The 22,857-nt window shown below is 74.0% G+C and carries 23 protein-coding genes; 12 read left to right on the forward strand and 11 right to left on the reverse strand.

Features of this window, described 5'->3' with window-relative positions:
- Positions 1 to 143: 143 nt before the first annotated feature.
- On the reverse strand, positions 144 to 809 hold the full coding sequence (locus KM842_RS12985) for a GAP family protein (RefSeq protein WP_216258983.1): 666 nt from the start codon (positions 807 to 809) through the stop codon (positions 144 to 146).
- Positions 810 to 841: 32 nt separating this feature from the next.
- Here KM842_RS12985 and KM842_RS12990 point away from each other — a divergent pair, with 32 nt between their 5' ends.
- Positions 842 to 2,176: an MATE family efflux transporter gene (locus KM842_RS12990; RefSeq protein WP_437124533.1), complete on the forward strand. Its 1,335-nt coding sequence runs from the start codon at positions 842 to 844 to the stop codon at positions 2,174 to 2,176.
- A gap of 114 nt (positions 2,177 to 2,290) precedes the next feature.
- On the opposite strand, the gene KM842_RS12995 is transcribed toward KM842_RS12990, so the two are convergent.
- Positions 2,291 to 3,478, reverse strand: a complete 1,188-nt coding sequence (locus tag KM842_RS12995) for a LacI family DNA-binding transcriptional regulator (RefSeq protein ID WP_216258985.1) — start codon at positions 3,476 to 3,478, stop codon at positions 2,291 to 2,293.
- 54 nt (positions 3,479 to 3,532) lie between these two features.
- On the opposite strand from KM842_RS12995, the gene KM842_RS13000 reads away from it, so the two are divergent.
- The 4 genes from KM842_RS13000 to KM842_RS13015 all read left to right on the forward strand — a co-directional run bounded on the left by KM842_RS13000 (position 3,533) and on the right by KM842_RS13015 (position 7,875).
- Positions 3,533 to 4,888: an MFS transporter gene (locus KM842_RS13000; protein WP_216258987.1), complete on the forward strand. Its 1,356-nt coding sequence runs from the start codon at positions 3,533 to 3,535 to the stop codon at positions 4,886 to 4,888.
- Between the two features lie 136 nt (positions 4,889 to 5,024).
- Complete coding sequence (gene nucS / locus KM842_RS13005) at positions 5,025 to 5,720, forward strand: endonuclease NucS (protein ID WP_216258989.1); 696 nt, start codon at positions 5,025 to 5,027, stop codon at positions 5,718 to 5,720.
- 200 nt (positions 5,721 to 5,920) lie between these two features.
- Positions 5,921 to 6,595 (forward strand): HAD hydrolase-like protein, encoded by a 675-nt coding sequence (locus KM842_RS13010; protein WP_216258990.1) that lies wholly within the window; start codon positions 5,921 to 5,923, stop codon positions 6,593 to 6,595.
- A complete protein-coding gene (locus KM842_RS13015; protein ID WP_216258992.1) occupies positions 6,592 to 7,875 on the forward strand; it encodes an MFS transporter in 1,284 nt (427 codons plus the stop codon). The genes KM842_RS13010 and KM842_RS13015 overlap by 4 nt, the downstream gene beginning before the upstream one ends.
- A 187-nt stretch (positions 7,876 to 8,062) precedes the next feature.
- Here the strand turns inward: KM842_RS13015 and KM842_RS13020 are convergent, their stop codons facing one another.
- A complete protein-coding gene (locus KM842_RS13020) occupies positions 8,063 to 8,902 on the reverse strand; it encodes an NmrA family NAD(P)-binding protein (protein WP_253206129.1) in 840 nt (279 codons plus the stop codon).
- 91 nt (positions 8,903 to 8,993) lie between these two features.
- Positions 8,994 to 9,653 (reverse strand): nucleoside/nucleotide kinase family protein, encoded by a 660-nt coding sequence (locus KM842_RS13025; protein WP_253206130.1) that lies wholly within the window; start codon positions 9,651 to 9,653, stop codon positions 8,994 to 8,996.
- 111 nt (positions 9,654 to 9,764) lie between these two features.
- On the opposite strand from KM842_RS13025, the gene KM842_RS13030 reads away from it, so the two are divergent.
- Complete coding sequence (locus KM842_RS13030) at positions 9,765 to 11,081, forward strand: PP2C family protein-serine/threonine phosphatase (RefSeq protein WP_216258995.1); 1,317 nt, start codon at positions 9,765 to 9,767, stop codon at positions 11,079 to 11,081.
- Positions 11,082 to 11,153: 72 nt separating this feature from the next.
- Here KM842_RS13030 and KM842_RS13035 read toward each other — a convergent pair whose 3' ends face one another.
- Positions 11,154 to 12,029 (reverse strand): LysR family transcriptional regulator, encoded by an 876-nt coding sequence (locus KM842_RS13035; protein ID WP_216258997.1) that lies wholly within the window; start codon positions 12,027 to 12,029, stop codon positions 11,154 to 11,156.
- Positions 12,030 to 12,122: 93 nt separating this feature from the next.
- On the opposite strand from KM842_RS13035, the gene KM842_RS13040 reads away from it, so the two are divergent.
- Positions 12,123 to 13,280: a TDT family transporter gene (locus tag KM842_RS13040; protein WP_216258998.1), complete on the forward strand. Its 1,158-nt coding sequence runs from the start codon at positions 12,123 to 12,125 to the stop codon at positions 13,278 to 13,280.
- An 82-nt stretch (positions 13,281 to 13,362) separates the two neighbouring features.
- Here the strand turns inward: KM842_RS13040 and KM842_RS13045 are convergent, their stop codons facing one another.
- Both KM842_RS13045 and KM842_RS13050 read right to left on the reverse strand, forming a co-directional pair.
- Positions 13,363 to 13,848, reverse strand: a complete 486-nt coding sequence (locus tag KM842_RS13045) for a MarR family transcriptional regulator (RefSeq protein WP_216258999.1) — start codon at positions 13,846 to 13,848, stop codon at positions 13,363 to 13,365.
- A gap of 15 nt (positions 13,849 to 13,863) precedes the next feature.
- The gene (locus KM842_RS13050; RefSeq protein ID WP_253206131.1) at positions 13,864 to 14,505 is read right to left on the reverse strand and encodes a response regulator transcription factor; all 642 of its coding nucleotides are present in this window, start codon (positions 14,503 to 14,505) and stop codon (positions 13,864 to 13,866) included.
- Between the two features lie 191 nt (positions 14,506 to 14,696).
- Here KM842_RS13050 and KM842_RS13055 point away from each other — a divergent pair, with 191 nt between their 5' ends.
- From KM842_RS13055 to KM842_RS13070, 4 genes are all read left to right on the forward strand, one after another.
- Positions 14,697 to 15,608: a bacteriorhodopsin gene (locus KM842_RS13055; RefSeq protein WP_216259000.1), complete on the forward strand. Its 912-nt coding sequence runs from the start codon at positions 14,697 to 14,699 to the stop codon at positions 15,606 to 15,608.
- Entirely contained in the window at positions 15,592 to 16,893 is a 1,302-nt protein-coding gene (locus KM842_RS13060; RefSeq protein ID WP_216259001.1) for a lycopene cyclase family protein, read from the forward strand. Before KM842_RS13055 ends, KM842_RS13060 begins: the two co-directional genes overlap by 17 nt.
- Positions 16,890 to 17,972 carry a Brp/Blh family beta-carotene 15,15'-dioxygenase gene (locus tag KM842_RS13065; RefSeq protein ID WP_216259002.1) on the forward strand — a complete coding sequence of 361 codons (1,083 nt, stop codon included), beginning with the start codon at positions 16,890 to 16,892 and terminating at the stop codon, positions 17,970 to 17,972. The genes KM842_RS13060 and KM842_RS13065 overlap by 4 nt, the downstream gene beginning before the upstream one ends.
- Before the next feature lie 138 nt (positions 17,973 to 18,110).
- The gene (locus tag KM842_RS13070) at positions 18,111 to 18,293 is read left to right on the forward strand and encodes a hypothetical protein (protein ID WP_216259003.1); all 183 of its coding nucleotides are present in this window, start codon (positions 18,111 to 18,113) and stop codon (positions 18,291 to 18,293) included.
- Positions 18,294 to 18,391: 98 nt separating this feature from the next.
- On the opposite strand, the gene KM842_RS13075 is transcribed toward KM842_RS13070, so the two are convergent.
- From KM842_RS13075 to KM842_RS13090, 4 genes are all read right to left on the reverse strand, one after another.
- Positions 18,392 to 19,108, reverse strand: a complete 717-nt coding sequence (locus KM842_RS13075; protein ID WP_216259004.1) for an alpha/beta fold hydrolase — start codon at positions 19,106 to 19,108, stop codon at positions 18,392 to 18,394.
- Between the two features lie 36 nt (positions 19,109 to 19,144).
- On the reverse strand, positions 19,145 to 19,678 hold the full coding sequence (locus KM842_RS13080; RefSeq protein WP_216259006.1) for a hypothetical protein: 534 nt from the start codon (positions 19,676 to 19,678) through the stop codon (positions 19,145 to 19,147).
- Positions 19,679 to 19,812: 134 nt separating this feature from the next.
- On the reverse strand, positions 19,813 to 21,333 hold the full coding sequence (locus KM842_RS13085; protein ID WP_216259008.1) for an FAD-dependent monooxygenase: 1,521 nt from the start codon (positions 21,331 to 21,333) through the stop codon (positions 19,813 to 19,815).
- A 111-nt stretch (positions 21,334 to 21,444) separates the two neighbouring features.
- A complete protein-coding gene (locus KM842_RS13090) occupies positions 21,445 to 21,885 on the reverse strand; it encodes an NUDIX hydrolase (protein WP_216259011.1) in 441 nt (146 codons plus the stop codon).
- Between the two features lie 219 nt (positions 21,886 to 22,104).
- Between KM842_RS13090 and KM842_RS13095 the strand changes: the two genes are divergently transcribed.
- Positions 22,105 to 22,857 (forward strand): ABC transporter ATP-binding protein, encoded by a 753-nt coding sequence (locus tag KM842_RS13095; protein ID WP_216259013.1) that lies wholly within the window; start codon positions 22,105 to 22,107, stop codon positions 22,855 to 22,857.

Below are 22,857 nucleotides of genomic sequence, written 5' to 3' on the forward strand. Positions count from 1 at the left end.
GGCGGCACAGCCGCCCGGCCACCGGATCGACGACCCGACCGACGACCTCCGCGTCGCCGACCCAGCCGCCCGACCACCGGATCGACGACCCGACCACCCGACGCCCGGACACGACGTCCGCGCGACGAGGGGCGGGCCTCCCGTCAGAGCAGCCCGGCCAGCCCCGCGACCAGCTGGACGACGCCGAGCACCGTCAGCACCGCGACGAGCGCCAGCGAGCCCCAGCGCGCGATGAACGCTCGTGTCGCCTCGAGCGGCCGCTCCGCCCGCGGGCCGAGCGCCGCCGCGACCGCGATCGGCAGCAGCGCCGTCGATCCGGCCAGCACCACGTAGACCGTCCCCGTCCCGACCATCGCCGCGACCGACGGGTCCGCGTCCCCCACGACCAGCCCGGCCGTCAGCGACAGGACGAGCGCCTTCGGGTTCGTCAGGAACCACGCGACCCCCACCACGAAGGCCCGGCGCGGACCGATCGACCCGACCACGGCCGCCCAGGCGGTGCTCCGGGGTCGACCGTCCGGCAGCCTCCGCACCACCCACTGCCAGACCGCCAGGCCGAGCAGCAGCACCCCGGCGACCAGCTCGACCACGGCGCGGACGTCCGTGCCGCCGCGGTCCGGGGAGGGCAACCGCTCCCCGAGCAGCACGGTCACGACCAACGCCGCGCCCACCGACAGGATCCAGCCGCTCGCGCAGGCGGCGGCCGACCCGTACCCGCCCCGGTGGCCGAGCAGGAACACGACCGACGCGACGACGAGCGGGCTCAGCGCGATCCCGACCACGGCGGGGACCAGAGCGAGGACGTCCACGCCTCGACCGTAGTGACCGGCAGGATGTCCTGGTGCCCTCCGTGTCCGACACCGACCCCCGTCGCGTCCGCCGAGCCGTCGACCGCGACATCGTCCGGCTCGCGCTGCCCGCACTCGGGGCCCTCGTCGTCGAACCGCTCTTCCTGCTGACGGACACCGCGCTCGTCGGGCACCTCGGCGCGACCTCGCTGGCGGCGGTCGGGGTGGCGAGCGCGGTGCTGCAGACGGTCACGGGCCTGCTGGTGTTCCTCGCCTACGCGACGACCCCCGCCGTCGCACGTGCGCTCGGGTCCGGCGACCGCCGCGCTGCCGTGCATGCGGGCATCGACGGGATGTGGCTCGCACTCGCCCTCGGCGTGGTGCTCGCGCTCGTGGGCTGGCCGCTCGCCGGGCCGCTCGTCGACCTGTTCGGCGCCGCCCCCGCGGTGTCCGCGGCCGCGAGGACGTACCTGACCGTCTCGCTGGTCGGGCTGCCCGGGATCCTGGTGGTCACCGCCTCGACGGGGCTCCTCCGTGGGCTGCAGGACACCAGGACGCCGCTTGTCGTCGCCACCGTCGGCTTCGTCGCGAACGGCCTGCTCAACGCCCTGCTCATCTACGGCCTCGGCTGGGGCGTCGCGGGGTCGGCGGCCGGGACCGTCGTGGTGCAGTGGGCGATGGCCGCGGTCTACGTCGTCATCGCGGTCCGGGCCGCGCGGGCGTCCGGTGCGCCGCTCCGCCCCGGTGCGTCCGGCATCACCCGGGCGCTCCGGTCCGGCGCGTGGCTGTTCCTGCGCACCGCGTCCCTCCGCATCGCGATGCTCGCAACGATCGCCGCCGCGACCGGCCTGGGCACCGTCGGGCTCGCCACGACGCAGGTCGGCCTCACGGTCTTCAGCACGCTCGCGTTCGCGCTCGACGCGCTCGCGATCGCCGGGCAGGCCCTGGTCGGGCACGCACTCGGCGCGCGGGACGCCGAACGCGTCCGCCTGGTGACCGGGAGGCTCGTGCTGCTCGGCATCGTCGGCGGCGTCCTGCTCGGGGTGCTGACGCTCGCCGTGAGCGGTGTCCTCGGGCCCGTGTTCTCGGACTCCGAGCAGGTCCGGTCCGCGCTGCCGCTCGTGCTCGTCCTCATCGCCGCGGGGCTGCCGGTCGCCGGGTACGTGTTCGTGCTCGACGGGGTGCTCATCGGGGCGGGTGACGCCCGGTACCTGGCGCTGGCCGGACTGGTGAACCTGGTCGTGTACCTGCCGCTGCTGTGGTGGCTCGGGGACGGGCTCGCCGCGTTGTGGGCGGTGTTCTCGTTCGGGTACATCGGCGTGCGCGCGGTGACGCTCGGGCTGCGGGCACACCGTCCGGGGTGGATCGCGGCGGCGCTCGCCCGCTGAGCGGCACCGTCACCGAACCCACCGGGAACCGGCCGCAGACGGAACCACGGCAGCGCCTCCACGCAGCGCCACTCCCGGCACCCCGCCCGAGCGCCGCCCAGCCCAGCGCCCCGCCTACCCCCGCGGCGGCCCCGTGGTGTCCCCGATCCGCAGCTCGGACCGGAACGACGCCGGCTCCGGCGACTCCCCCTCGAGCATCGCGAGCGCCGCCCGTGCGGCCGCCTCGCCCTTCGGCACGAACGGCTGCACGAGCGTCGTGAGCTGCCGGATCGGCGAGCGGTGCAGCAGGCTGTCGTCCACGTGGATGCCGTCGTAGCCGACGACGCTGACGTCCTCGGGCACGCGGAGCCCGGCCTCGAGCGCGGCCGAGACCACCCCGACGGCGAGCAGGTCGCTCTGCGCGACGACGGCCGTGGGGGCCTGGACACCGGGGGCGAACAGTGCGGCGCCGGCGATGCGACCCTCCTCGACGGAGCTGCCGGCCGAGGCGACGGCGGGTGCGTCCGGGTAGACGTCACGGACACCGCGCAGCCGCTCCATGGTCGTGAACGCGGACGACGAGCGCTCCCGGGACGCGTCGACGGGTCCGCGCTCGCGGGAGCCGTCGAGGGGCAGCGTGACGACGGTGACCTGCTCGTGGCCGAGCTCACGCAGGTAGGTGGCCGCGCGTCGCGAAGCCTCGCGGTTGTCGAGGTGGACGGGCACCGCACCCTCGATCGTGTCCGCCTCGATCGCGACGACGGGGATCGAGCGGCGGCGGAGGACCGCCACCGCCGGGTCGATCCGCACGTTGCAGCCGATGAGGATGACGGCGTCCATCGGAGCGTCGACGAGCGGTGCCATGCCGCGCTCGTCGTCGAGGGGGCTCCGCACGAGCAGCAGCGAGACCCCGGCGGCGCCGGCCACCTCGGCGATGCCGTCGAGCGTGAGGACGTTCACCGGGTCGCGGAAGGCGTCGCTCAGCCGATCGTCGAGGACGACGCCGATGACGCCGGACCGCCCCCTGCGGAGGGACCGGGCGCGCGGGTCCGGTCCGTCGTACCCGAGTTCGGCGGCGACGGCGAGGATGCGTTGGCGGGTGTCCTCGGACACCGGTCCGCTGCCGCTGAACGCCAGGGACGCGGTGGACGGCGCGACGCCCGCGGCGCGGGCGACGGCGGCGAGCGTCGGCCGGGAGGCCCGTGGGGACCGGACAGGTCGGCCCGCGGCGCCGACGGGCGTCCGTCCCGAGCCGGTCGCGTCCGGCGCCGGGTCCGCCGCCGTGGTGCCCGACGCGCCGGGGTCGCTTGCCGTCTCGTCCATCGCTCGTTAGCGTAACGGGAAACGCAACTCGAATCGATTCGATCGGACAGTTCCATGACGACGGCCGTCACCCGCCCCGCCCCGACGACGCGCGCCTGGCGCAACGCGGTGTTCGTCGTGTTCACCCTCTCCGGGCTCGTGATGGCCACGTGGCTCAGCCGCATCCCGAGCGTCCGCGACGCCCTCGACGCGAAGACCGACACCATGGGCGTCCTGGTCCTCGGGGCGTCGATCGGCTCGATCGTCGGGCTGACCTTCGCCGGGCACATCGTCACGCGGCTCGGTGCCCACCGCGGGGTGCAGGTCGCCGCACTGTCCATCGCCGTGGGCATGGTCCTGGCCGGCGTCGCGGTGACACTGGGCTGGGGCTTCTGGGCGATCTGGGTCTTCCTCATCGCGCTCGGGTTCGGCAACGGCCTCTGTGACGTGTCGATGAACGTCTCCGGTGCCACAGCTGAGCGACTCGGCGGCCGGACGATCATGCCGCTGTTCCACGCCTCATTCAGCGTCGGGACGCTCGTCGGTGCCGGACTCGGCTCCCTGGCGGAGCGCTTCGAGGTCCCCGTCGCGCCGCACTTCACCGTCGTCGGGGTCCTGGCCGCGCTTGCGATGATCGTCACCGTGCGGTCCTTCGGCGACGAGCGGGTCGTCGAGGAGCACGTCGCGACCGACACCAGCCCCGTCCCGGTCACGGTGTCGCGCTGGGCCGTGTGGCGCCAGCCGTCGACGATCCTGATCGGGCTCATCGTGCTCGGCATGGCGCTGGCCGAAGGATCCGCGAACGACTGGCTGCCCCTCGCGATGGTCGACGGCCACGGGCTCGAGAACGACGGAGGAGCCGCGGTGCTCGCCGTGTTCCTCGCCGCGATGACGATCGGCCGCGTCGCAGGCAGCCCGCTCGTCGACCGCTTCGGCCGGGTCCCCGTGCTCCGGGTCTCGGCCCTCGTCGCCGTGGTCGGGCTCGGCATCCTCATCTTCGTGCCGAGCGTGCCGCTCGCGATCGTCGGCGTCGTGCTCTGGGGCCTCGGCGCGAGCCTGGGCTTCCCGATGGGCATGTCCGCCGCCGCTGACGACCCCCGCACCGCCGCTGCCCGCGTGAGCGCGGTCGCCACCATCGGGTACGTGGCGTTCCTCGCCGGGCCGCCGCTCATCGGTTTCCTCGGCGAGCACTTCGGACTGCTCCGTGCGCTCCTCGTCGTCTTCGTCTTCATCATCGCCGCGGGCTTGGTGTCCGGCGCCGCCCGTGAGCGCACGCCCGCCGCCATCGCGGACGACCACCGCACCGCGACGGGTGGTGACCGACGTACCGGAGCCGGGACGGGCCTCCCGGCCGATGGCCAGGGCGACGACCCGATGACGGACCCCGCGGCGGCGGGCGGCACCGGCGAGCGCGCACACCAGGACCGCTGACGCTCGCCACCGTGACCGTGACCGCCACCCCCATCCCCACCGCGTCGCGCCGAACCGGACCGTGACCGTCCCGGCAGCCGCCGATCCGCCGCACCCGCGGTCCGGCCCACGACCCGACGCCGGTTAGGCTTCCCGCGTGCGTCTCGTCATCGCCCGCTGCTCCGTCGACTACGCCGGTCGCCTGTCGGCCCACCTGCCCCTCGCGACCCGGCTGCTCATGCTCAAGGCCGACGGCTCGCTGCTCGTCCACTCGGACGGCGGCAGCTACAAGCCGCTGAACTGGATGAGCCCGCCCTGCTCGATCGCGATCGGGGATCCCGACGAGGACCAGGCGAGCGCCGGCATCACGCAGGTGTGGACGGTGACGCAGAAGAAGACGCAGGACCGCCTGATCGTGAGCATCCACGAGGTGTTCACCGACGAGTCCCACGACCTCGGCGTCGACCCGGGCCTGGTGAAGGACGGGGTCGAGGCGCACCTGCAGCAGCTCCTCGCCGAGCAGATCGAGCTCCTCGGCGACGGACACACGCTCGTCCGCCGCGAGTACATGACCGCGATCGGGCCGGTCGACCTCCTGGCGCGGGACGACGCCGGCGCGAGCGTCGCCGTCGAGATGAAGCGGAACGCCAACATCGACGCGGTCGAGCAGCTCACCCGGTACCTCGAGCTCATGAACCGGGACCCGCACCTCCGCCCCGTGCAGGGCGTGCTGGCGGCGCAGTCCTTCGCCCCGCAGGCGCGCACCCTGGCCGAGGACCGCGGCATCCGCTGCCTGGTCCTCGACTACGACGAGATGCGCGGCATCGAGGGCGGGCACGCGCGCCTGTTCTGAGCGCGCGGCTGCGTGTGAGCGGCGGGCGGCGGCTCCGGAACCTGGTTCCGGACACCGCACCGCGGGATCGCACGGTGCAGTGTCCGGAACCAGGTTCCGTGCGACTCGGCACGACGGCCGGGAGGCCCGCCCCACCCCCGGCGCGCTGCTCACCCCCGCCGAGGGGCTGGTCACGGCCGCGCGGCTAGGCTGAGCGGGACATGACAAGCACCCCAGAGCGCCCGTTCACAGCGGTCCTGTTCGACCTCGACGGAACCATCAGCGACTCCGCTCCGGGGATCCTCGAGAGCATGACGCACACCCTCCGCACGGTCGGCGTCCCCGTCCCGGACCACGCGACGCTGATGTCGTTCGTCGGCCCGCCGATCATGGACACGTTCCGCGTCGCCCTGGGCATGGACGAGGAGCAGGCGGACCGCACCCTCGCCGTCTACCGCGAGCACTACCTGGCCCGCGGCGCGCTCGACTCCCGGATGTACCCGGGCATCGACGTCGTCCTGCACACCCTGCACGAGGCCGGCGTGCCGATCTCGACCGCGACGAGCAAGCCCGAGACGCCGGCGACCTACATCCTCGAGCACTACGGACTGACCGGGGACATCGACGTCATCACGGGCGCGAGCGACGACGAGGTCCGCTCCGCCAAGGCCGACGTGGTCGAGGAGGCACTGCGCCGCCTCGCCGCCCGCGGGTTCGACACCAGCCGGCCGGTGCTCGTCGGGGACCGCCTGCACGACGTCGAGGGTGCCGCGGTGCACGGCGTCCCGACCGTCTTCGCCGAGTGGGGCTACGGCTCCCCCGCCGAGGCCGTCGGCACCGTCGCCCAGGCCGCGACCCCGCTGGACCTCCTGCCGATCCTGCTGCCGGGCGCGTGAGCGGCACCGAGCGGCCGGGCAGCGTCACCCGCGGCCTGCGCGGGGCCGCCTGGCTCCTGCCCGCCGCGATCGTCCTCGTCGCGCTGAACTTCCGCGGGCCGATCGTCGCGCCCGCGCCCGTGATCGGGGACATCCGCGCCGACCTGGGCATGACCGCCACGGTCGCCGGACTCCTCACGACGATCCCGGTCCTCTGCTTCGCCCTCGCGACGCCCTTCGCCAGCTGGGTGATCGCCCGCTTCACCGCCGAGCGCGCCGTGTCCCTGTCGCTCGTCATCGTCCTGGTCGGCACCGTCCTCCGCTCGGTCCCGCACGAGGCAGCGTTGCTCGTCGGCACCGCCGTGATCGGGATCGGGATCACGATCGGCAACGTGGTGGTCCCCGTCGTGATCCGGCGGGACACGTCGCCCGAACGGGTCGGCCTGGTCACGGGCGTGTACACGTCGGCGCTCAACGTCGGGTCGATGACGACCTCGCTCGGCACCGCACCGATCGCCGCTGTGTGGGGGTGGCCGGTCGCGATCGCGGTGTGGGGCGTGCTCGCACTCGTCGCCGCCGCGGCCTGGACCTCCACGGTCGGTGCCGCCGCAGCCTGGCGCGGGGCGGACCGCGACTCCGGACCGGTGCCCGTGACCGGACCGATCGACCAGGTGCTCGACACCGGGTCGATCCGCACCGTGTCGGCCGACACCACGACGACGGACAGCGCAGCGACCCGGCACCCCGCGAAGCGCTGGGTCACGTGGGGACTCATGCTGGCCTTCGGTGGACAGGCGTTCTCGTACTACGCGCTGACGGCCTGGATCCCGACGCTGCTGCACGACGAGATCGGGTTCGACACGGCCTCCTCCGGCGCGAGCTCGTCGGTGTTCCAGATCCTCGCCGTCGTCGGTGCGCTCGGGGTGCCCGTGCTCGCGACGCGCTTCCGCCCGCGGGCGATCATCGTCCTCGTCGCGTTCTTCTGGCTGGCGATGCCGCTGGGACTGCTGGTCGCCCCGCAGCTCTGGCTGCTGTGGTCGGTGCTCGGCGGCGCGGCCCAGGGCGGCGGCATCACGATCATCTTCATCGTCATCGTCCGGCTCGTCTCAAACGACGACGACGCCCGGCGGGTGTCCGCGTTCGTGCAGGGCGGCGGGTACCTGCTCGGGTCGGCCGGGCCCCTCGTGGCGGGTGCGCTGCACGGGGCGACGGGTGGCTGGACGGCGCCGCTGCTGACCGTCCTCGTGGCGGTGCTGCTGCTCGGCGTCGTCGGGTCGGTGTCGGCGCGGAAGGTGCGCTGACCGCCGCACACACACCTGGTCGGCGCGCGCCAGGCCCGACCAGCGCGACCAGCGCGACCAGCGCGACCAGCGCGACCAGCGCGGCCAGCGCGGCCAGCGCGGCCAGCGCGGCCAGCGCGGCCAGCGCGGCCGACGCAACGGCCCGCGCTGACCGGCGCCACCGCCCGCCGGACCGGCGCCGACATGCTCAGGCGCCCCGGGCCTCCAGGACCTGGCGGAGCGTCATCGGCCGCTGGCCGGTCACCCGCTCCACGTCCCCCGAGACCTTCGCGAGCGCGCCGTCCCCGATCGCCGTGTAGGTGCTCACCCACGCGTCCGCCAGCCACGGCTCGGGCTCCCACCGCTGCCGGGAGGCGTAGGCCTCCTCCACCGTCTCGCGGTGGTACCGGACCGGGCGGCCACGGATCTCGCTGACCACCGCGGCGGCCTGCTCGAGCGTGATCGCGGCCGGGCCCGTCAGGTCGTACGTGCGGTCGAGGTGCCGGTCGGGCGCGCGGAGCACCGCCGTCGCGACACGGGCGACGTCGGCCCGGGCCACCGCGGCCATCGCACCGTCGCCCGCGGGACCGCGGATGACGCCGTCCTCGCCGACCAGGTCCTCCACGAAGTCCAGGTAGAACGAGTCGCGGAGGAAGGTGTGCGCCATCGAGGTGTCACGGACCGCCTGCTCCGTCCAGAAGTGGTCGCGGCCGAGGGTGAAGGTCGCGTCGGCGGCGGCGCCCTGGAAGGACGTATAGACGACGTGCCGGACGCCCGCGTCGGCCGCCGCGGCGACGACGGTGCGGTGCTGGTCGAGCCGGTCACGGGCCTCCGCTCCGGACACCAGGAACAGGACGTCGACGCCGTCGAAGGCGGCGCGGGCCGCGTCGCGGTCGGCGTAGGTCGCGACGGCGACGTCGGCTCCGGGCAGCTGCGGTGCGCGGGCGGCGTCGCGCACGACCAGGCGGAGCGGCACGCCGTCCGCGGCGAGCGCGCGGGCGACGGCTCCGCCGATGTTGCCGGTGGCGCCGGTGATGGCGATGGTCACGTCGTGCTCCTGTCGGTGGGTGGGGAGGTCGGGGATGCAGTCCGCGCGCGTCCGTGCGGAGTCGGTGCGGTCCGTGACCGCCCCGCCGTGGTCACGTCCGCACCAGGAAGGAGGCTCGGTGCAGGTCCGCCGTGACGCGTGCGGCGTTCACGCCGTCCACCTCGACGGCCCACGTCCGCGCTGCCTCGTGGTCGCGGCCGTGGCGCATGTGCCGGCCGACGAGCCGGTCGACCCGGACGTCGTCGTCGACGACGCACGCCCAGGTCTCGATGAACAGGGCCGGGAGGTCGCTCCAGGGAGCGGTCTGGTCGAGCAGGTAGTTGCCCTCGGAGACGACGAGCACGGTCTCGGGCGGCACGGCGATGCTGCCGGCGACGGGCTCGTCGCCGCGACGGTCGAAGTCCGGGGCCCAGACGGTGTCGACGGGGGTGGCGAGGACGGCGGGGGTGGCGAGCCGGCGGACGAGCGCGACGTACCCGGCCGCGTCGAAGGTGTCGATCGCACCCTTGCGGTCGCGTCGCCCCAGGGAGTCGAGCGCGCCGTTCGCCAGGTGGAATCCGTCCATCGGCACCTGCACGGCGACTCCCGGGCCGAGCGCCGTCGTGACCGCGGTCACCACGCGGCGGGCCAGCGTCGACTTCCCCGCGCCGGGCGCACCGGCGATGCCGAGCACCGCGCGCCCACCAGCCCCGGCGAGCGCCACCGCCCGCGCGACGGCCTGGTCGGCGGACAGCGTCTCCGGGGTGTGCACACACCCATCCTCGCGCATCGACCGACCGCCGACCGGGTGGTCCCGCACCCGCCGTGACCCACGAACGGGCGCGTTCCCCCCGGGGCGTGCCGTCGGTACCGTTGGCGGACCATGGCGAACGCTTCCCCGGGTCAGACCGTCGCGCAGGTCTCCGCTCCCCACCGTGCAGCGCCGACGACGATGCGCGCCGGGGCACGGACCACGCCGCTGACGAACCAGGCGGTCATCGCCGCCGTCGCCGTCGTCGCCGCCCTGTCGAGCGTGCTCCTGCCCTGGGTGACCGTCACGAACGCGGTGAGCATGTGGACCGGGACCGCGCTCACGGTCGTCGGACTGGCCTTCGCCGCACTCGTCGTCGCGCGCCCCGGCCTCGCGCGGGCGGAGCTGCTCGTCCCGGCGCTCGACTTCGTCGCCATCGGTCTGCTCCGGTACGGAACGGGGGACGCCCGCTCGCCGTTCCTCGCCGCGGTGCTGCTGCCGGTGATCTGGGTCGCCGCACAACCCGGCCGGCAGAACGTCCTCTACCCGCTCGTCGGGACGGCGGCGACCTTCCTCGTGCCGATGCTCCTCGGGCACACCCAGCTCGGGGCGGACGAGATCGTGCGCCTGGTGTTCGTCCTGGTCGTGTTCACCGGGGTCGCCGGCGTCACGAACGAGCTCGCCCGCCACGCCGCGCTCCGGCTGCAGACCGCGCAGGGACTGCGACGACAGGCCGAGGCAGAGATCGGTCAGGCGGCACTCGTGCAGCAGGCCCTGTTGCCGGACTCGACCGCGGACCTCCCGTCGGTGTTCACGGTCCGCGCCGTCTGCCTGCCGGCACGGTCCGTCGGTGGTGACTTCTACGACTGGTTCCGCACGGCGGACGGTGCCGTGTTCACGCTCGGCGACGTGATGGGCAAGGGGGTCGGCGCGGGCATGATCGCGGCCGTCGTGCGGTCGGTGCTCCGGGCGGCCACACGGGTCGGCTCACCGGACGAGGCCGTCGTCCGCGCCGCCGCGGGCCTGGACGTCGGCGTGCACGCTCCGGCCACCGAGCAGTTCACCACCTGCTTCCACCTGCACGTCGGCGTCGACGGGACCGCGCGCTGGGTCGACGCCGGGCACGGGCTCACCCTGCTGCTGCGCGCCGACGGCACCCACGACTGGCTGCGCAGCTCCGACATGCCCATCGGCGTCGGGACGGAGTGGTCCACGCACGAGACGGCGCTCCGACCCGGCGACGTCGTCCTCGTGGTCAGCGACGGCGTCCTCGACCTGTTCGGCGACTCCCTCGAGGCGGTCGACCGGTTCGCCGCCTTCGCCGTGGCCGACCCGGACCCCGACCGGCTGGTGTCCCGCCTCGAGGAGCTCGGCCGCGCCGGGAACCACGAGGACGACGTCACGGCGCTCGCGATCCGGTTCGACCGGAAGGGCGACCGGGCGTCCTGACGGTCCGCCGTACGCGGCGGCGGCAGGCGCGTCGAGTGGGTCGGGCTGGGCGACACGTCCCGGTCGGCGTGGTCAGGGGGTCGCGCGCGCGACCTCGAGGACCGACGCGGCGGCCGCGTCGAGTCCGCGCACCCAGACCGCGGCGAACGTCCGTCTGAGCGGTGGACCGTCGACCGGCACCCGGACCAGGCGACCCTGGTCGAGGTCCCCGTGCACCGAGCGGATGCTGACCACGGCGGGAGCGACGGCGGCACGGGCGTGCGCCCGGATGGCCGCGGTGGTGGCGATCTCGGCGGCCGGGACCTGCAGCACCCTCCCCTCGGCAGCCAACCAGGACTCGAGGACCGCACGGGTGCCCGAACCCGATTCGCGGACGAGGAGCGCCTCGCTGCTGAGGTCCGCGAGACCGACCGACGACGCGGTCGCCCAGGGATGTCCGGGGGCCACCACGACGACGAGTTCGTCGACCCCGATCACCTGGTGCTGCAGGTCGGCCGGGACCGCAGGACCCTCGACGAAGCCGATCGCAGCTCGGCCGCGTCGGACCTCGGTGACGACGTCGGTGCTGTTGCCCGCGATCAACCGCACCTGCAGGTCCGGGCGTTCCGCGCGCAGCCGCAGCAGCCAGTCCGGCACGAGCACCTCCGCGATCGTCTGCGACGCGGCCACCGTGACCGAACCGGCCGGATTGCTGAGCGCCCGCAACCCGGCCTCCAGGCGGTCCGAGGCCGCCAGCAACGGTTCGGCGAGTTCGAGGAGCACCTGCCCGGCCGGCGTCAGCCGCGATCCGCTCGCACCCCGGTGCACGAGTGCGGTCCCCAGAGACCGCTCGGCGGCGGCGATCCGGGCCGAGACCGCCTGCTGCGTGACGCCGAGCGAGGTCGCCCCGGTCGAGATCGACCCGGTGGTCGACACAGCGCGGAGCACCTCGAGCGTGTCGAGGTCCATGCGCCGGTCGGTCAGTCGTCCCACAACGAGTCATTGTGCACGGACAACTCGATCGCCGTGGCGCCCGGGACGCACGCGCCCGAGGCTGTGGTCATGACCGCACCCACCCTCCCGACACCGACCGTGCCGCTCACCCTCCGCCGACGGCGCCGACTGTTCCGCGAGCTCGACCACCCCGTGCAGGTCTTCTCGAACCTGACGCCGAACTGGTTCGCCTCCGTCATGGGCACCGGGATCGTGGCGACGGCCGCAGCGACGCTGCCGCTGGGGTTCCCGGGCCTGCGGCTCGGGGCCACGATCGTCTGGGCCGTGGGTGCCGTGCTCCTCGTCGCGGTGACCGTCGCCACCGTCCTGCACTGGGTGCTGTACCGGGCGACCGCGCTGAGCCACATCCGCAACCCGGTCGCCGCGCACTTCTACGGCGCCCCTCCGATGGCGTTCCTGACCGTCGGCGCGGGGACGCTCCTGCTCGGTAGGGACTGGATCGGGCTCGCCGCGGCGGTCGACGTCGACTGGGTGCTCTGGGGAGCCGGGACCCTCGCCGGACTGCTCACCGCGACCCTCGTGCCCTTCTTCGCCTTCACGCGACACGCGTACGCGCCGGGCGCCGCCTCCGGTGGATGGTTGATGCCGATCGTCCCGCCGATGGTCTCCGCGTCGACCGGTGCGCTCCTGCTCCCCCACGCGCCGGCAGGGCAGGTGCGTGCGACGCTGCTCTGGGGGTGCTACGGCTTGTTCGGCCTCAGCCTCGTCGCGTCGCTCGTGGTCATCACCCTCGTCTGGCACCGCCTCGTGTTCCACGGCACCGGGGCGCCGGCGACGGTGCCCACGCTCTGGATCGTCCTCGGTCCGGTCGGTCAGTCGATCACCGCCGTGAACCTGCTCGCGGGGAACGCCCGGACGGTCACCGACGAGGACACCGTGCACGTCCTGCTCGTCCTGGCGCTCGTCTACGGGTTCGCGATGCTCGGTTTCGCACTGCTGTGGACGGGGATCGCACTCGCCGTCACCGTCAGCACGAGCCGACGGCACCTCCCGTTCAGCCTCACCTGGTGGTCGTTCACCTTCCCGGTCGGCACGTGCGTGACCGGGCTCGACGGGTTGGCGGCGCACTCCGGGCTCGTGGTCGTCCAGGTCCTCGCGCTGCTGTCCTACGCCGCACTCGTCGGGGCGTGGCTGGTCGTCGGTGTGCGGACCTTCCGGGGATCGGTCCTCCGGGGATCGCTGCTCGCGCCGCCCCGGGACGACTGAGCACGGAAGGACCGCGGTGGACCGCATGCCCCGCCGGAGTGCCCGGTGGTCCGTCGTGCGCACCACCCGCGGCGGATCCGGGTCACCGCCCGTTCGTGACGGCGAGCAGCAGCTCGGCGTCCGTGAGTGGCTCCGCCGTCGAGGCACGCGTGAAGGCCGCGGCGGCACGGTCGACCAGAGCCCGGTCCTCCGGGGGCATGCGCCGCAGGACCGCGCGGAACTCCGCGTCGCGCCGGGCCAGGACGTCCTCGACGAGCAGCGTCGCCGAGGGCAGGGCCGTCACCACGACCTCCCGTCCGCTGTGCCGACTCGTGCGCTTCTCGACGAAGTCGGCGCGGACCAGGCGGTCCACCATGCGGGTGATGCCCGAGGGCAGCAGGCCGAGTTCCGTGGCGAGGTCGCTGGCCCGCATCGGACCGCGGGTGACCAGCAGGACGAGAATCCGGTACTGCTGCAGGGTCACCTGCTCGAGCGCCGGGGCGAGGGACCGCAGGACGATCCCGAGACCGGCCGTCGACGCGGCGAGCACCGCGTTCCGGGGAGGAGCTTGCTCGCCGTCGTCAGACACCCGACCACCGTAACCTCACCGGTCGATGCTGCGGTGGTCGGGGCGGAACCCGTTCTCCGTCCCCCAGAGGGCTGCCTCGACCCGGGTGACGACCCCGATCTTGCTGTAGAGGGTGCGGATGTGGGTCTTGATCGTGTTCGGGCTCAGGTGGGTGAGCTCGGCGATCTCGGTGTTGCGCTTGCCCTGCGTGATGAGCGCGAGGATCTCCGACTGACGGTCCGAGATGCCGTGCCCGCGGCCGGGCCAGTCCACGCCGGGACCGCTCGGGACACGACGGCGTGGTTCCCCGATCACGCGCGCACCGGCGGCGACCTGCACCAGGCCCGCGGCCAGCTCGGCCCCGGAGAGACTCTTGGCGAAGTACCCGGTGGCACCTCGGCGGACGGCTGCGTCGATGAGCTCCCGGTCCATCTTCCAGGTGAACACGGCGACGGTGCGGATGCGCGGGTTCGACACGAGGCGGGACACGTCCTCGTCGTCGGGTTCGGGCTGCGCGAACGTGTCGTAGAGCGCGACGTCGACGTCGGCGGTGACACGGGTGCGGGCGTCGAGCTGCACGATCTCGAGCTGGTCCGCGAAGGGCGCGAGCATGTCGGAGAGTCCGCGGAGGACGAGTTCGTAGTCGTTCACGAGCGCGACACGGATCCGCTCCTGCATGAGGTTCCTTTCCGGTTTCACCCCTGGGGGTGACACAGCCAGACACCGGCCCTGGTTCGTTCGGTGTCGCCACACTACGGACCGGGTTGTACCCCGATGTGCAGCCCGGCTGGGAGCGCAACTGTTGTCGTGGTGCAAGTATCCATCAGCGGACGAGCAGCCCGCCGACCACCACCCCCGGAAGGATCCCCATGTCCGATGCACTCGCTCCCTGGAACGCGTCCCTGACGCTCGCGGAGCACTCGATCATCGTCTACGCACTGTCCGTCGCGGGCCTCGCGCTCTTCGCGTTCTTCGTGAAGTCCCTGGTCTCGACCAACGAGGTCACCGGCCGCTACCGCTCCGGGGTCTACGCCGGCATGTGCATCACCGGCATCGCCTTCCTGTCCTACGTGCTGCTGGTGGTCGAGTTCGCCATCGGGTACGAGCGCAAGGGCGACCTCTGGGTACCGAACGCGAACGCGATCCTGACCTGGGCGCCGCGCTACTTCGACTGGACGGTCACCGTCCCGCTGCTCGTCATCGAGCTGCTCGCCGTCGCGACGGTCGTGGGCGCAGCGGCCCGTCGCCTCCGGGCCGTCGGGATCGCCGCGGCGTTCCTGATGATCAGCACGGGTTTCATCGGCGGTGTGGTCGTCGACTCCGGCACGGACACCGGGGCGCTCTGGCTCTGGGGCGTCGTCTCCGGTGTCTTCATGGTGGTCCTCTACGTCCTCGTCGTCTACGTCGTCGTCAAGGGCGGTCGTGACCTCCGCGGCTCCGCGGCGGCCGTCACCCTCCGCAACGCCGGGATCCTCCTCATCGTCACCTGGATGGCCTACCCGATCATCTTCGGCCTGCAGGGCTGGGGGCACGGGGGTGCCGTCATCACGTGGATGCAGGTCGTGCTCTCCGCGGCGGACATCGTGGCGAAGGTCGGCTTCGGTGCCATGATCCACAAGATCGCGAAGACCCGGTCGGCCGAGGACGTCCGTGCCGGCGTCGACACCCTCCCCGAGGCGCTGTGGGTCTCGTCCGAGAAGCTCTCCGACGGCACGCTCCCCGTCGCCGGACCGGTCGCGGAGACCCCCGCCGGCCGCGGTGGACGTGTCGGCCGCCGCTGACCCGACGGTCGCGAGCGCCACGGCGGCCGGAGCGCGTCGCGCACCGGCCGTCGGCCTCCGCCCGCCGCTGCCGGCGTCGGTCGACGTCGCCGTCATCGGCGCCGGCTGTTCGGGCCTCGCCACCGCGGTCCGACTCGACGCGCTGCCCGGGAGCCGTTCCGTCATCGTCCTCGAGGGGCGCGCACACGCCGACACCCGGTCGTGGTGCTCGTGGGACGACGGCAGCGACCCGCTGGCGGAGGCACGGAGCGCCGCCTGGGACCGGTGGGAGGTCCGGACCGACCGAGGGACCAGTGTGGGCACTGACCCTGGCCACCCGTACGTGCTCGTGCGCGCAGCGGACCGACGGGCGGCCGCCGACCGTCGTCTCGCCCGGCGCGGATCGACCGTCGTCACCGACGGCACCCCCGTCACCGCCGTCGAGACGGCCGCGGGGCACCTGGACGTCCGGACCCGCGGTGGGTCCGTCCGTGCCGGCGTCGTCCTCGACGCGCGCGGGCCGCGCTGTCCCGAGCACGTCCCCGACGGGCGGGTGCTCCTGCACCAGCGCTTCGTCGGACAGTGGATCACGACCGACCGTCCGGTGTTCGACCCGTCGACCGTGACGCTGATGGACTTCAGCGGGCAGCACCGGTCCGACCGCGTGCACTTCGTCTACGTCCTCCCGGTGTCACCGACCGGAGCACTGGTGGAGTCGACGGTCTTCACGCCCGACGCCGCGGACCCGATCGACCACCGCGCGGAGATCGCCGCCTACATCGCACGTCGGTGGGGGCTGTCGGCCACGGAGTGGCACGTCGGTGACGAGGAGCAGGGCTGCATCCCGATGACGGACGTGCCGCCCGCCGCCCTGGTCGCCCGTGACGGGGACCGCTGGCGACCGACCGGTGCGGACCCGGTCGCGTCCGTCATCGGCACCACCCGACCGAGCAGCGGCTACGGGTTCGCCCGCAGCAACCGCCACAGTGCGGTGGTCGCCGCACACCTCGCGGCCGGGACGCCGGTGCCCGCGTACCGGGACCGGCCGCGCACGCGCTGCCTCGACGCGGTGTTCCTCCGGTTCCTCCGCGACCGCCCCGACCGAGCAGCCGAGACCTTCCGACGCCTGCTGTCGCTCCCCGGGCCCCTGGTCGTCCGGTTCATGACGGAACGGTCGACGCTCGCCGACGACCTCCGCATCGTGCTCGCGCTGCAGAAGGGTCCGTTCCTCGCAGCCCTCGTGCGGACCTTGCTCGACGCCCGGACCCGACACCGCGCCCGGACGACGGCGCAGGCGCGCCGGTGACCGTGCTCGTCCGCGCCGTCGCGACGGCACCACCCGGAGCCGCGGTCCCGCCCGCGCTCCGGAGGTGGGTCGCGCACCGGGTGCTCATGCCGGTCACCGTGGTCCTGCTCGCGGTCGCCGTGGCGTGCGCCCTGGCGCAGCTCGGCGGGGTCACCGTGCCGATGCCGGTGCAGCTCGTCCCGTTCGGGATCAGCGTCCTGGTCTTCGGTCTCCCGCACGGTGCGCTCGACCACCTGGTCCCGGCGCGGCTGCGTCCCGGGACCAGCACGGCCCGGTCGATCGCCGTCGTCGTCGCGCTCTACCTCGTGGTCGGCAGCGCCACCGCCGCGCTGTGGACCGCGGCTTCGCTGCTCGGGTTCACGGTGTTCATCGCGATCACGTGGTTCCACTGGGGACAGGGCGACCTGTTCGTCGACCGGCTCCTGGTCGACGGCGCGACCGGACGCGCCGGAGCCGCACTGACGGTCGCGGCCCGCGGCGCCCTGCCCATGCTCGTCCCGTTCGTCGCGCAACCCGCCGCCGCGATGACGGTCGTGACCGGCACGGCGAGCGCGCTCGCGTCCGCCCCGGTCCGAGCCCCAGCGCTCCCCGACGGGGTCCGCATCGCCACCGGCGCGGTGGTCGTCGTCCTCGTCGTGCTGCACCTCGCGGCCGTGCGGCGGTCGGGGAGACCGCCGTGGCGGCAGGTGGTCGAGGACGGTGTCCTCGTCCTGTTCTTCACGGTCGTCCCGCCGGTCCTCGCGGTGGGCCTGTACTTCACGCTCTGGCACGCGGTGCGGCACATCCTCCGCCTCGAGCTGACCGACCGGACCGCGGCCGTGCAGCTGCACCGGGGGTACCTCCTGGCACCCTTCCTCCGGTTCGTGCGGCAGGCGTGGCCGATCACCCTGATCGCGGTCGGCATGCTCGTCGTGCTCGCGGTCCTCCTCCGCCGTGCGGACCTCGGCGTCTACCTCGTGCTGATCGCCGCGTTGACCACCCCGCACACCGTGGTGGTCACGTGGATGGACCACGTGCAGCGCACCTGGCACCCCGCTGCGCCGTCGACCGCCACGGGAGGCACGCCGGACCCCGTCTGACCACGGCGGTGATCGACGTCGGTCGGCCGACACCACCCGGATCAGCGGAGCAGCATCGACACGGCGCTCGGTCCGGGGCAGGATGCAGCCATACGTTCCGCTCGTGTCCTGTGCCTGGTCGGCGGCATCCTGCTCGCCGTGGGTGCCCTGCTCTGCGGTGGTGCGTTCCTCGCCGGCCTCGTGTCCGCCCCCGACGGTGGCGCGGACATCGGTGCCGGTGCCCTGCTGTTCGCCGGACAGCCCCTCGTCTACGCCGGCGTGGTCTTCCTCGTCGTGAGCCTGGTCCGCTCCGCCGGCCCGACGCGCCCACCGCGCCGCTGAGGTCGCGGGCGTGACGGCCGCCGGCGCTCGCGCGTCGCGATCGGAGCCGGACGGGAGGCGCGGTGCCGGTCCGCCCCGCGCCTCCCGTCCGGGACCGGTCACCCGAACAGCTCGGGCAGTGCGCTGACGAACGCGTCCGGGTGGCTGTACCAGACCGCGTGCGCAGCCCCCGCGATGCTCCGGACCGTCACCCCGTCCTCGACGAGCGCCGCGGCGGTGTCGGCGTCGACGTGGTGGCTCGGGTCTGCCCGGACCACGATCGAACCCGGTCTCGGTGTCCAGGTCCCACCAGGAGCCGCGGCGAGCGCCCCCGCCGTCACCGGATCGAAGTGCACGGCGGCCCGGGCCTCGACGACACAGTCACGGTCGCTGTAGTGCGGCTTCGACGCCCGGAGCACCTCCACGGTCCGCTGGAGCCGCTCCGTCGCGTACTCCTCGACGGCCGTCGCCCGGTCCGCTCCGCCACGCAGCCGGACGGGCGCGTCGACGTACACCGCGAGCTCCGGGTCCAGCCAGCCGGACGCGACGGCTGCGGCGGCGATCGTGCCGCCGATCGAGTGCCCCACGACCACGGCCGGTCGTCCCGGGACCACGGCGTCGACCGTCTCCGCCACGGCCTGCGCCGCCCGCTCCACGCTGAGCTCGGGGTCCCGCGGTGAGCGACCGTGCCCCGGCAGGTCGAGTGCGAGGACCCGGAACCCGCGCGCGGCGAGGAGCGGTGTGATGCGCCACCAGCTCTCGGAGGACCCGGTCATCCCGTGCAGCAGGACGGCGGTCCGCCGCCCCGCACCCTGCGTGTCCGCGTGCAGTCGCATCCGGTCATGCAACCACGACGGTCGTGCCGGAGGCGCTCAGCCGCCCGACGCGGCGGTCGTGACGACGTTCGACCCGGACTCCCGGCAGGCAGTCGTCAGGGTGCGGCTCATGAGGTCCCACTCCGCGGTGTCATCGTCGAACGCGGGTCCCGAGGCCGGTGCGGGGTGCTCCCGGAGGTACCGCTGGGCGGCGTCGAGGGCCCGGGACACCTTCGGATCGTCACTGACCAGGTGTTCGTAGCCGAAGCGGACCGATGCGGACAGTGCCTCGACCTGCGCGTCGGTCAGCTCGCCGGCCTGCTGCCCGATGGTGGCGTTGAGCGAGATGGTGTCCAGCGCGGAGATCTGCCCGCACGTGGCGGCCGCACCGGCGTCGGCGTCCATCGGGTCGACGGTGCCCGGAGCGGGGTCCGCTTCCGGGTCGGACTCGGGAGCCGAGCTCACCACCGGTGCCCGCGTCGGCGATGCGTCCGGGGCCGGCGCCGCACCGGCGATCGAGCAGCCGGTGAGTGCGAGTGCCGCGGTCACGGTGACGAGGACGGACAGGCGGACGGTTCCGAAGTTCCCCATGCCCCGATCCTGCCGGACCTGTAAGCGGCGAGGGGCGCGGATGCCGGATCGAGACCGGCTCGAGACCGCGCCGTGACCTCGCCGGTCCCGGCTCGTGGGAGGCACCCGCTCGGAACCGGCCGGCGTCGGGCTCCTCAGCTCCCGCCGGCCCGCGCCGGGAGGACGCCGAGCGCACCGAGCGCGGCGGTGAGTCCTGCCGCGACGGGCCCGTCGTCGTCACTCGTCCAGGCACGCACGCCGTCGGGACGGAACACCGCCGCACGAGGCAGTGCCGGAGCGCCCGCGGACGGTTCCACGAGCGCGACCACGACGCTGTCGGACACGACGTCCAGCGACTCGCGGACGGCGGCGTGGAGCGCCGGATCGGACACCATCAGCACCGGTCGGCCGGATCTGAACAGCGCTCGGGCTCCGTCGTCGTCGGACACGACGTCCTCGATCGGCGGCGCTGCACGGACGACCCGGACCGCCGGCAGGGTGCTCTCGCGCGTCAGCCCGGCGAGTCGGGCCGCGACGGCCCGGTTCGCTCCCGACGTCGCCAGCATGCGGTTCACCGTCGCACGGATCGCGATGGTCGCGGGGTCCGTCGCCGTGATGAGCGCGCTCTGCGCCAGGGTCGACGTGCGGAGCGCCTCGCCGTACGCGCGCCGCTCGGTCGCGTAGTCGTCGAGCACGGTGTCGGGGAGCGTCCCGCGCACGACGGCGGCCGCACGCCAGCCGAGGGCCATCGCGTCCTGGACGCCGGCGTTCAGGCCGAGCCCACCGGTCGGCCAGTGGACGTGCGCTGCGTCGCCGGCGAGCAGGACCCGGCCGCTGCGGAACGAGGCCGCGAGACGGTTGGCGTCCCCGAAGCGCGACAGCCAGGAGGGGTCGCGCGCTCCGAGGTCCGTACCGGTCATCCGTCGCGTGAACGCGCGCAGCGTCCCGAGGTCGAGTTCCTCGTCCGGCGACTGGTGCTCCGGATCCCAGCCGGTGAGCCGGAAGCGCCCGTCGGGGAGCGGCGCCACGATGAGGGCGCCGTCCGGCCGGACGACCCGGGTCCCCGGTGCCGGTGGAGCGTCGAGCACCACGTCACCGACGAAGCCCCAGGCAGAGCTCGGCTCGCCCTCGAACGGGATCCCGGCGAGCCCGCGGACCGTGCTCCGGCCACCGTCACACCCGACGACGAGCGCCGCGGTGACGTGCCGGTGGGCGCCGTCCTGCTCGTACGTCACGGTCACGGTCTCGTCGGCCTCGCTCTGGTCGAGACCGGTCGCCACCGCGCCGCGGACGACGTCGACGCCGAGTCGACGCGCCCGCTCCTCGAGCAGCGCCTCGGTGGTGGTCTGCGGCAGGAGCAGCATGGCGGGGAACGGGGTGTCGAGCGTGTCGAAGCGCACGCTCTCCTCGAGCAGCCCGAAGTGCCACGCCGGCACGGTGCGCCCGGCCGCGATGAACGGTTCCACGGCCCCGCGGAGTGCGAGCACCTCGAGTGTCCGGGGCATCAGCCCGAGCGCCTTCGCGTGGGGAGACCGAGCGGTGCGCTGCTCGAGGACCACGGCGTGGACACCGGCCGCGGCGAGCTCGGCGGCGAGCCACAGGCCCGTCGGCCCCGCTCCGACGACGACCACCCGGGCAGAGGACGAGTCGTCGAGGTGGGAGGTGTGAGCGGGCATCGGGACTCCACGACGTCGGGTGACGCGGACCGGGTGCCAGCGCCTGCCGATGGAGCGTAGGAACCCGGCGTCGCATCCGGAACCGTGGAACCACCGGGGCGGACCGGACGCTCAGACCGCCCCGACGCCCGCCCACCGGAGCGCCTGCACCACGAGGATCCCGTGCCGGTGCGTCCCGAGCTCGTCGAGCGGCACCCAGCGCGCCAGGTCCGTCGTCCCCACCGCTTCGTGGCGCAGCGAGCCCCCGACCACCCGGGCCCGGTGCACCACCTGCACGGCCTTCATCGGTCGACCGTTCCGGTGCTTCCGGCGCTCGGGCGGCACGACGTGGGACCGCACCCCGAGCAGCTCCTCGACCACGACGTCGTACCCGGTCTCCTCGCGGACCTCGCGGACGGCGCCCTCCTCGACGGTCTCGTCCAGGTCGACCCCGCCGCCCGGCAGCGTCCAGAGTCCCGCGTCCGGCCAGCTGAGCCGGGCGAGCAGCACCCGGTCGCCGTCGGTGACGACGGCGTAGGACGCCAGCCGGGTGTCGTAGTCGGTGTACTCCATGACCCGACCATCCCAGCAGCCGGGCGGAACCCGGCGAGCCGCGCCGCGCCTCCCGTCCGACGGGTCGGCAGCGGGCAGGGGCCGGTCGACCGCACGCGACCTCCATCGGAAGACGCAACCCGTCAGGTCCCATCGTTCGGGTCTCGGCCGGCGCTCGACGGCTTCCTAGCGTGGACGGCGTCCCTCCCACCGATCCGTCGCCAGCGACAGGAGCTCCCCGTGTCCACAGTCCTCTCCCCCGGCCGCACCGGCACCGCGGTGCACCTCGACCGGCTCACCAAGACGTACCCGAACGGGCCGTCGACCGTCACCGCGCTCGACGGCGTCTCCCTCGACATCGCCTCCGGCAGCTTCACCGCCGTGATGGGCGCGTCCGGCTCCGGCAAGTCGACGTTCCTCAACTGCGCCGCCGGGCTCGACACCCCCTCGAGCGGCAGCGTGGTGATCGGCGGCGTCGACCTCGGCACCCTCAGCCCGGACGCCGTCACGCGCTTCCGCCGCGACCACGTCGGCTTCGTGTTCCAGGGCTACAACCTCGTGCCGCACCTGACCGTCGGCGAGAACGTCCGGCTGCCCCTGACGCTCGCCGGCACCCGCGCCGACGAGCACCGGGTCGCGGAGCTGCTCGACGCCGTCGGCCTGGGCGGGACGGCCGACCGTCTGCCCGGCGAGCTGTCCGGCGGCCAGGCGCAGCGCGTCGCCATCGCGCGGGCACTCGTCGCGGGACCGGACGTGGTGTTCGCCGACGAGCCGACCGGTGCCCTGGACACCGCGACCGCGGACCGGATCCTGCAGCTCCTGCAGCACGCGGTGCGGTCGCTCGGGCAGACCCTCGTGCTCGTCACGCACGACCCCCGCGCTGCCGCGTACGCCGACCGGGTCGTGTTCCTCGCCGACGGTCGGGTGCGCGACGAGCTGCACGCCCCGACGCTCGAGTCGGTCACGGCCCACGTGCTCGGTCTGGGGCGCTGA

The sequence above is a fragment of the Curtobacterium sp. L6-1 genome (assembly GCF_018885305.1).
In the GTDB taxonomy this organism is placed as follows: Bacteria; Actinomycetota; Actinomycetes; order Actinomycetales; family Microbacteriaceae; genus Curtobacterium; species Curtobacterium aetherium.

Bases quoted from the DNA above. Each gene is read 5' to 3' on its own strand.
- KM842_RS12995 (WP_216258985.1), bottom strand. From the start codon at position 3,478: ATGGACGAGACGGCAAGCGACCCCGGCGCGTCGGGCACCACGGCGGCG.
- KM842_RS13000 (WP_216258987.1), top strand. From the start codon at position 3,533: ATGACGACGGCCGTCACCCGCCCCGCCCCGACGACGCGCGCCTGGCGC.
- KM842_RS13010 (WP_216258990.1), top strand. From the start codon at position 5,921: ATGACAAGCACCCCAGAGCGCCCGTTCACAGCGGTCCTGTTCGACCTC.
- KM842_RS13030 (WP_216258995.1), top strand. From the start codon at position 9,765: ATGGCGAACGCTTCCCCGGGTCAGACCGTCGCGCAGGTCTCCGCTCCC.
- KM842_RS13035 (WP_216258997.1), bottom strand. From the start codon at position 12,029: ATGGACCTCGACACGCTCGAGGTGCTCCGCGCTGTGTCGACCACCGGG.
- KM842_RS13040 (WP_216258998.1), top strand. From the start codon at position 12,123: ATGACCGCACCCACCCTCCCGACACCGACCGTGCCGCTCACCCTCCGC.
- KM842_RS13050 (WP_253206131.1), bottom strand. From the start codon at position 14,505: ATGCAGGAGCGGATCCGTGTCGCGCTCGTGAACGACTACGAACTCGTC.
- KM842_RS13055 (WP_216259000.1), top strand. From the start codon at position 14,697: ATGTCCGATGCACTCGCTCCCTGGAACGCGTCCCTGACGCTCGCGGAG.
- KM842_RS13075 (WP_216259004.1), bottom strand. From the start codon at position 19,108: ATGCGACTGCACGCGGACACGCAGGGTGCGGGGCGGCGGACCGCCGTC.
- KM842_RS13080 (WP_216259006.1), bottom strand. From the start codon at position 19,678: ATGGGGAACTTCGGAACCGTCCGCCTGTCCGTCCTCGTCACCGTGACC.
- KM842_RS13085 (WP_216259008.1), bottom strand. From the start codon at position 21,333: ATGCCCGCTCACACCTCCCACCTCGACGACTCGTCCTCTGCCCGGGTG.
- KM842_RS13090 (WP_216259011.1), bottom strand. From the start codon at position 21,885: ATGGAGTACACCGACTACGACACCCGGCTGGCGTCCTACGCCGTCGTC.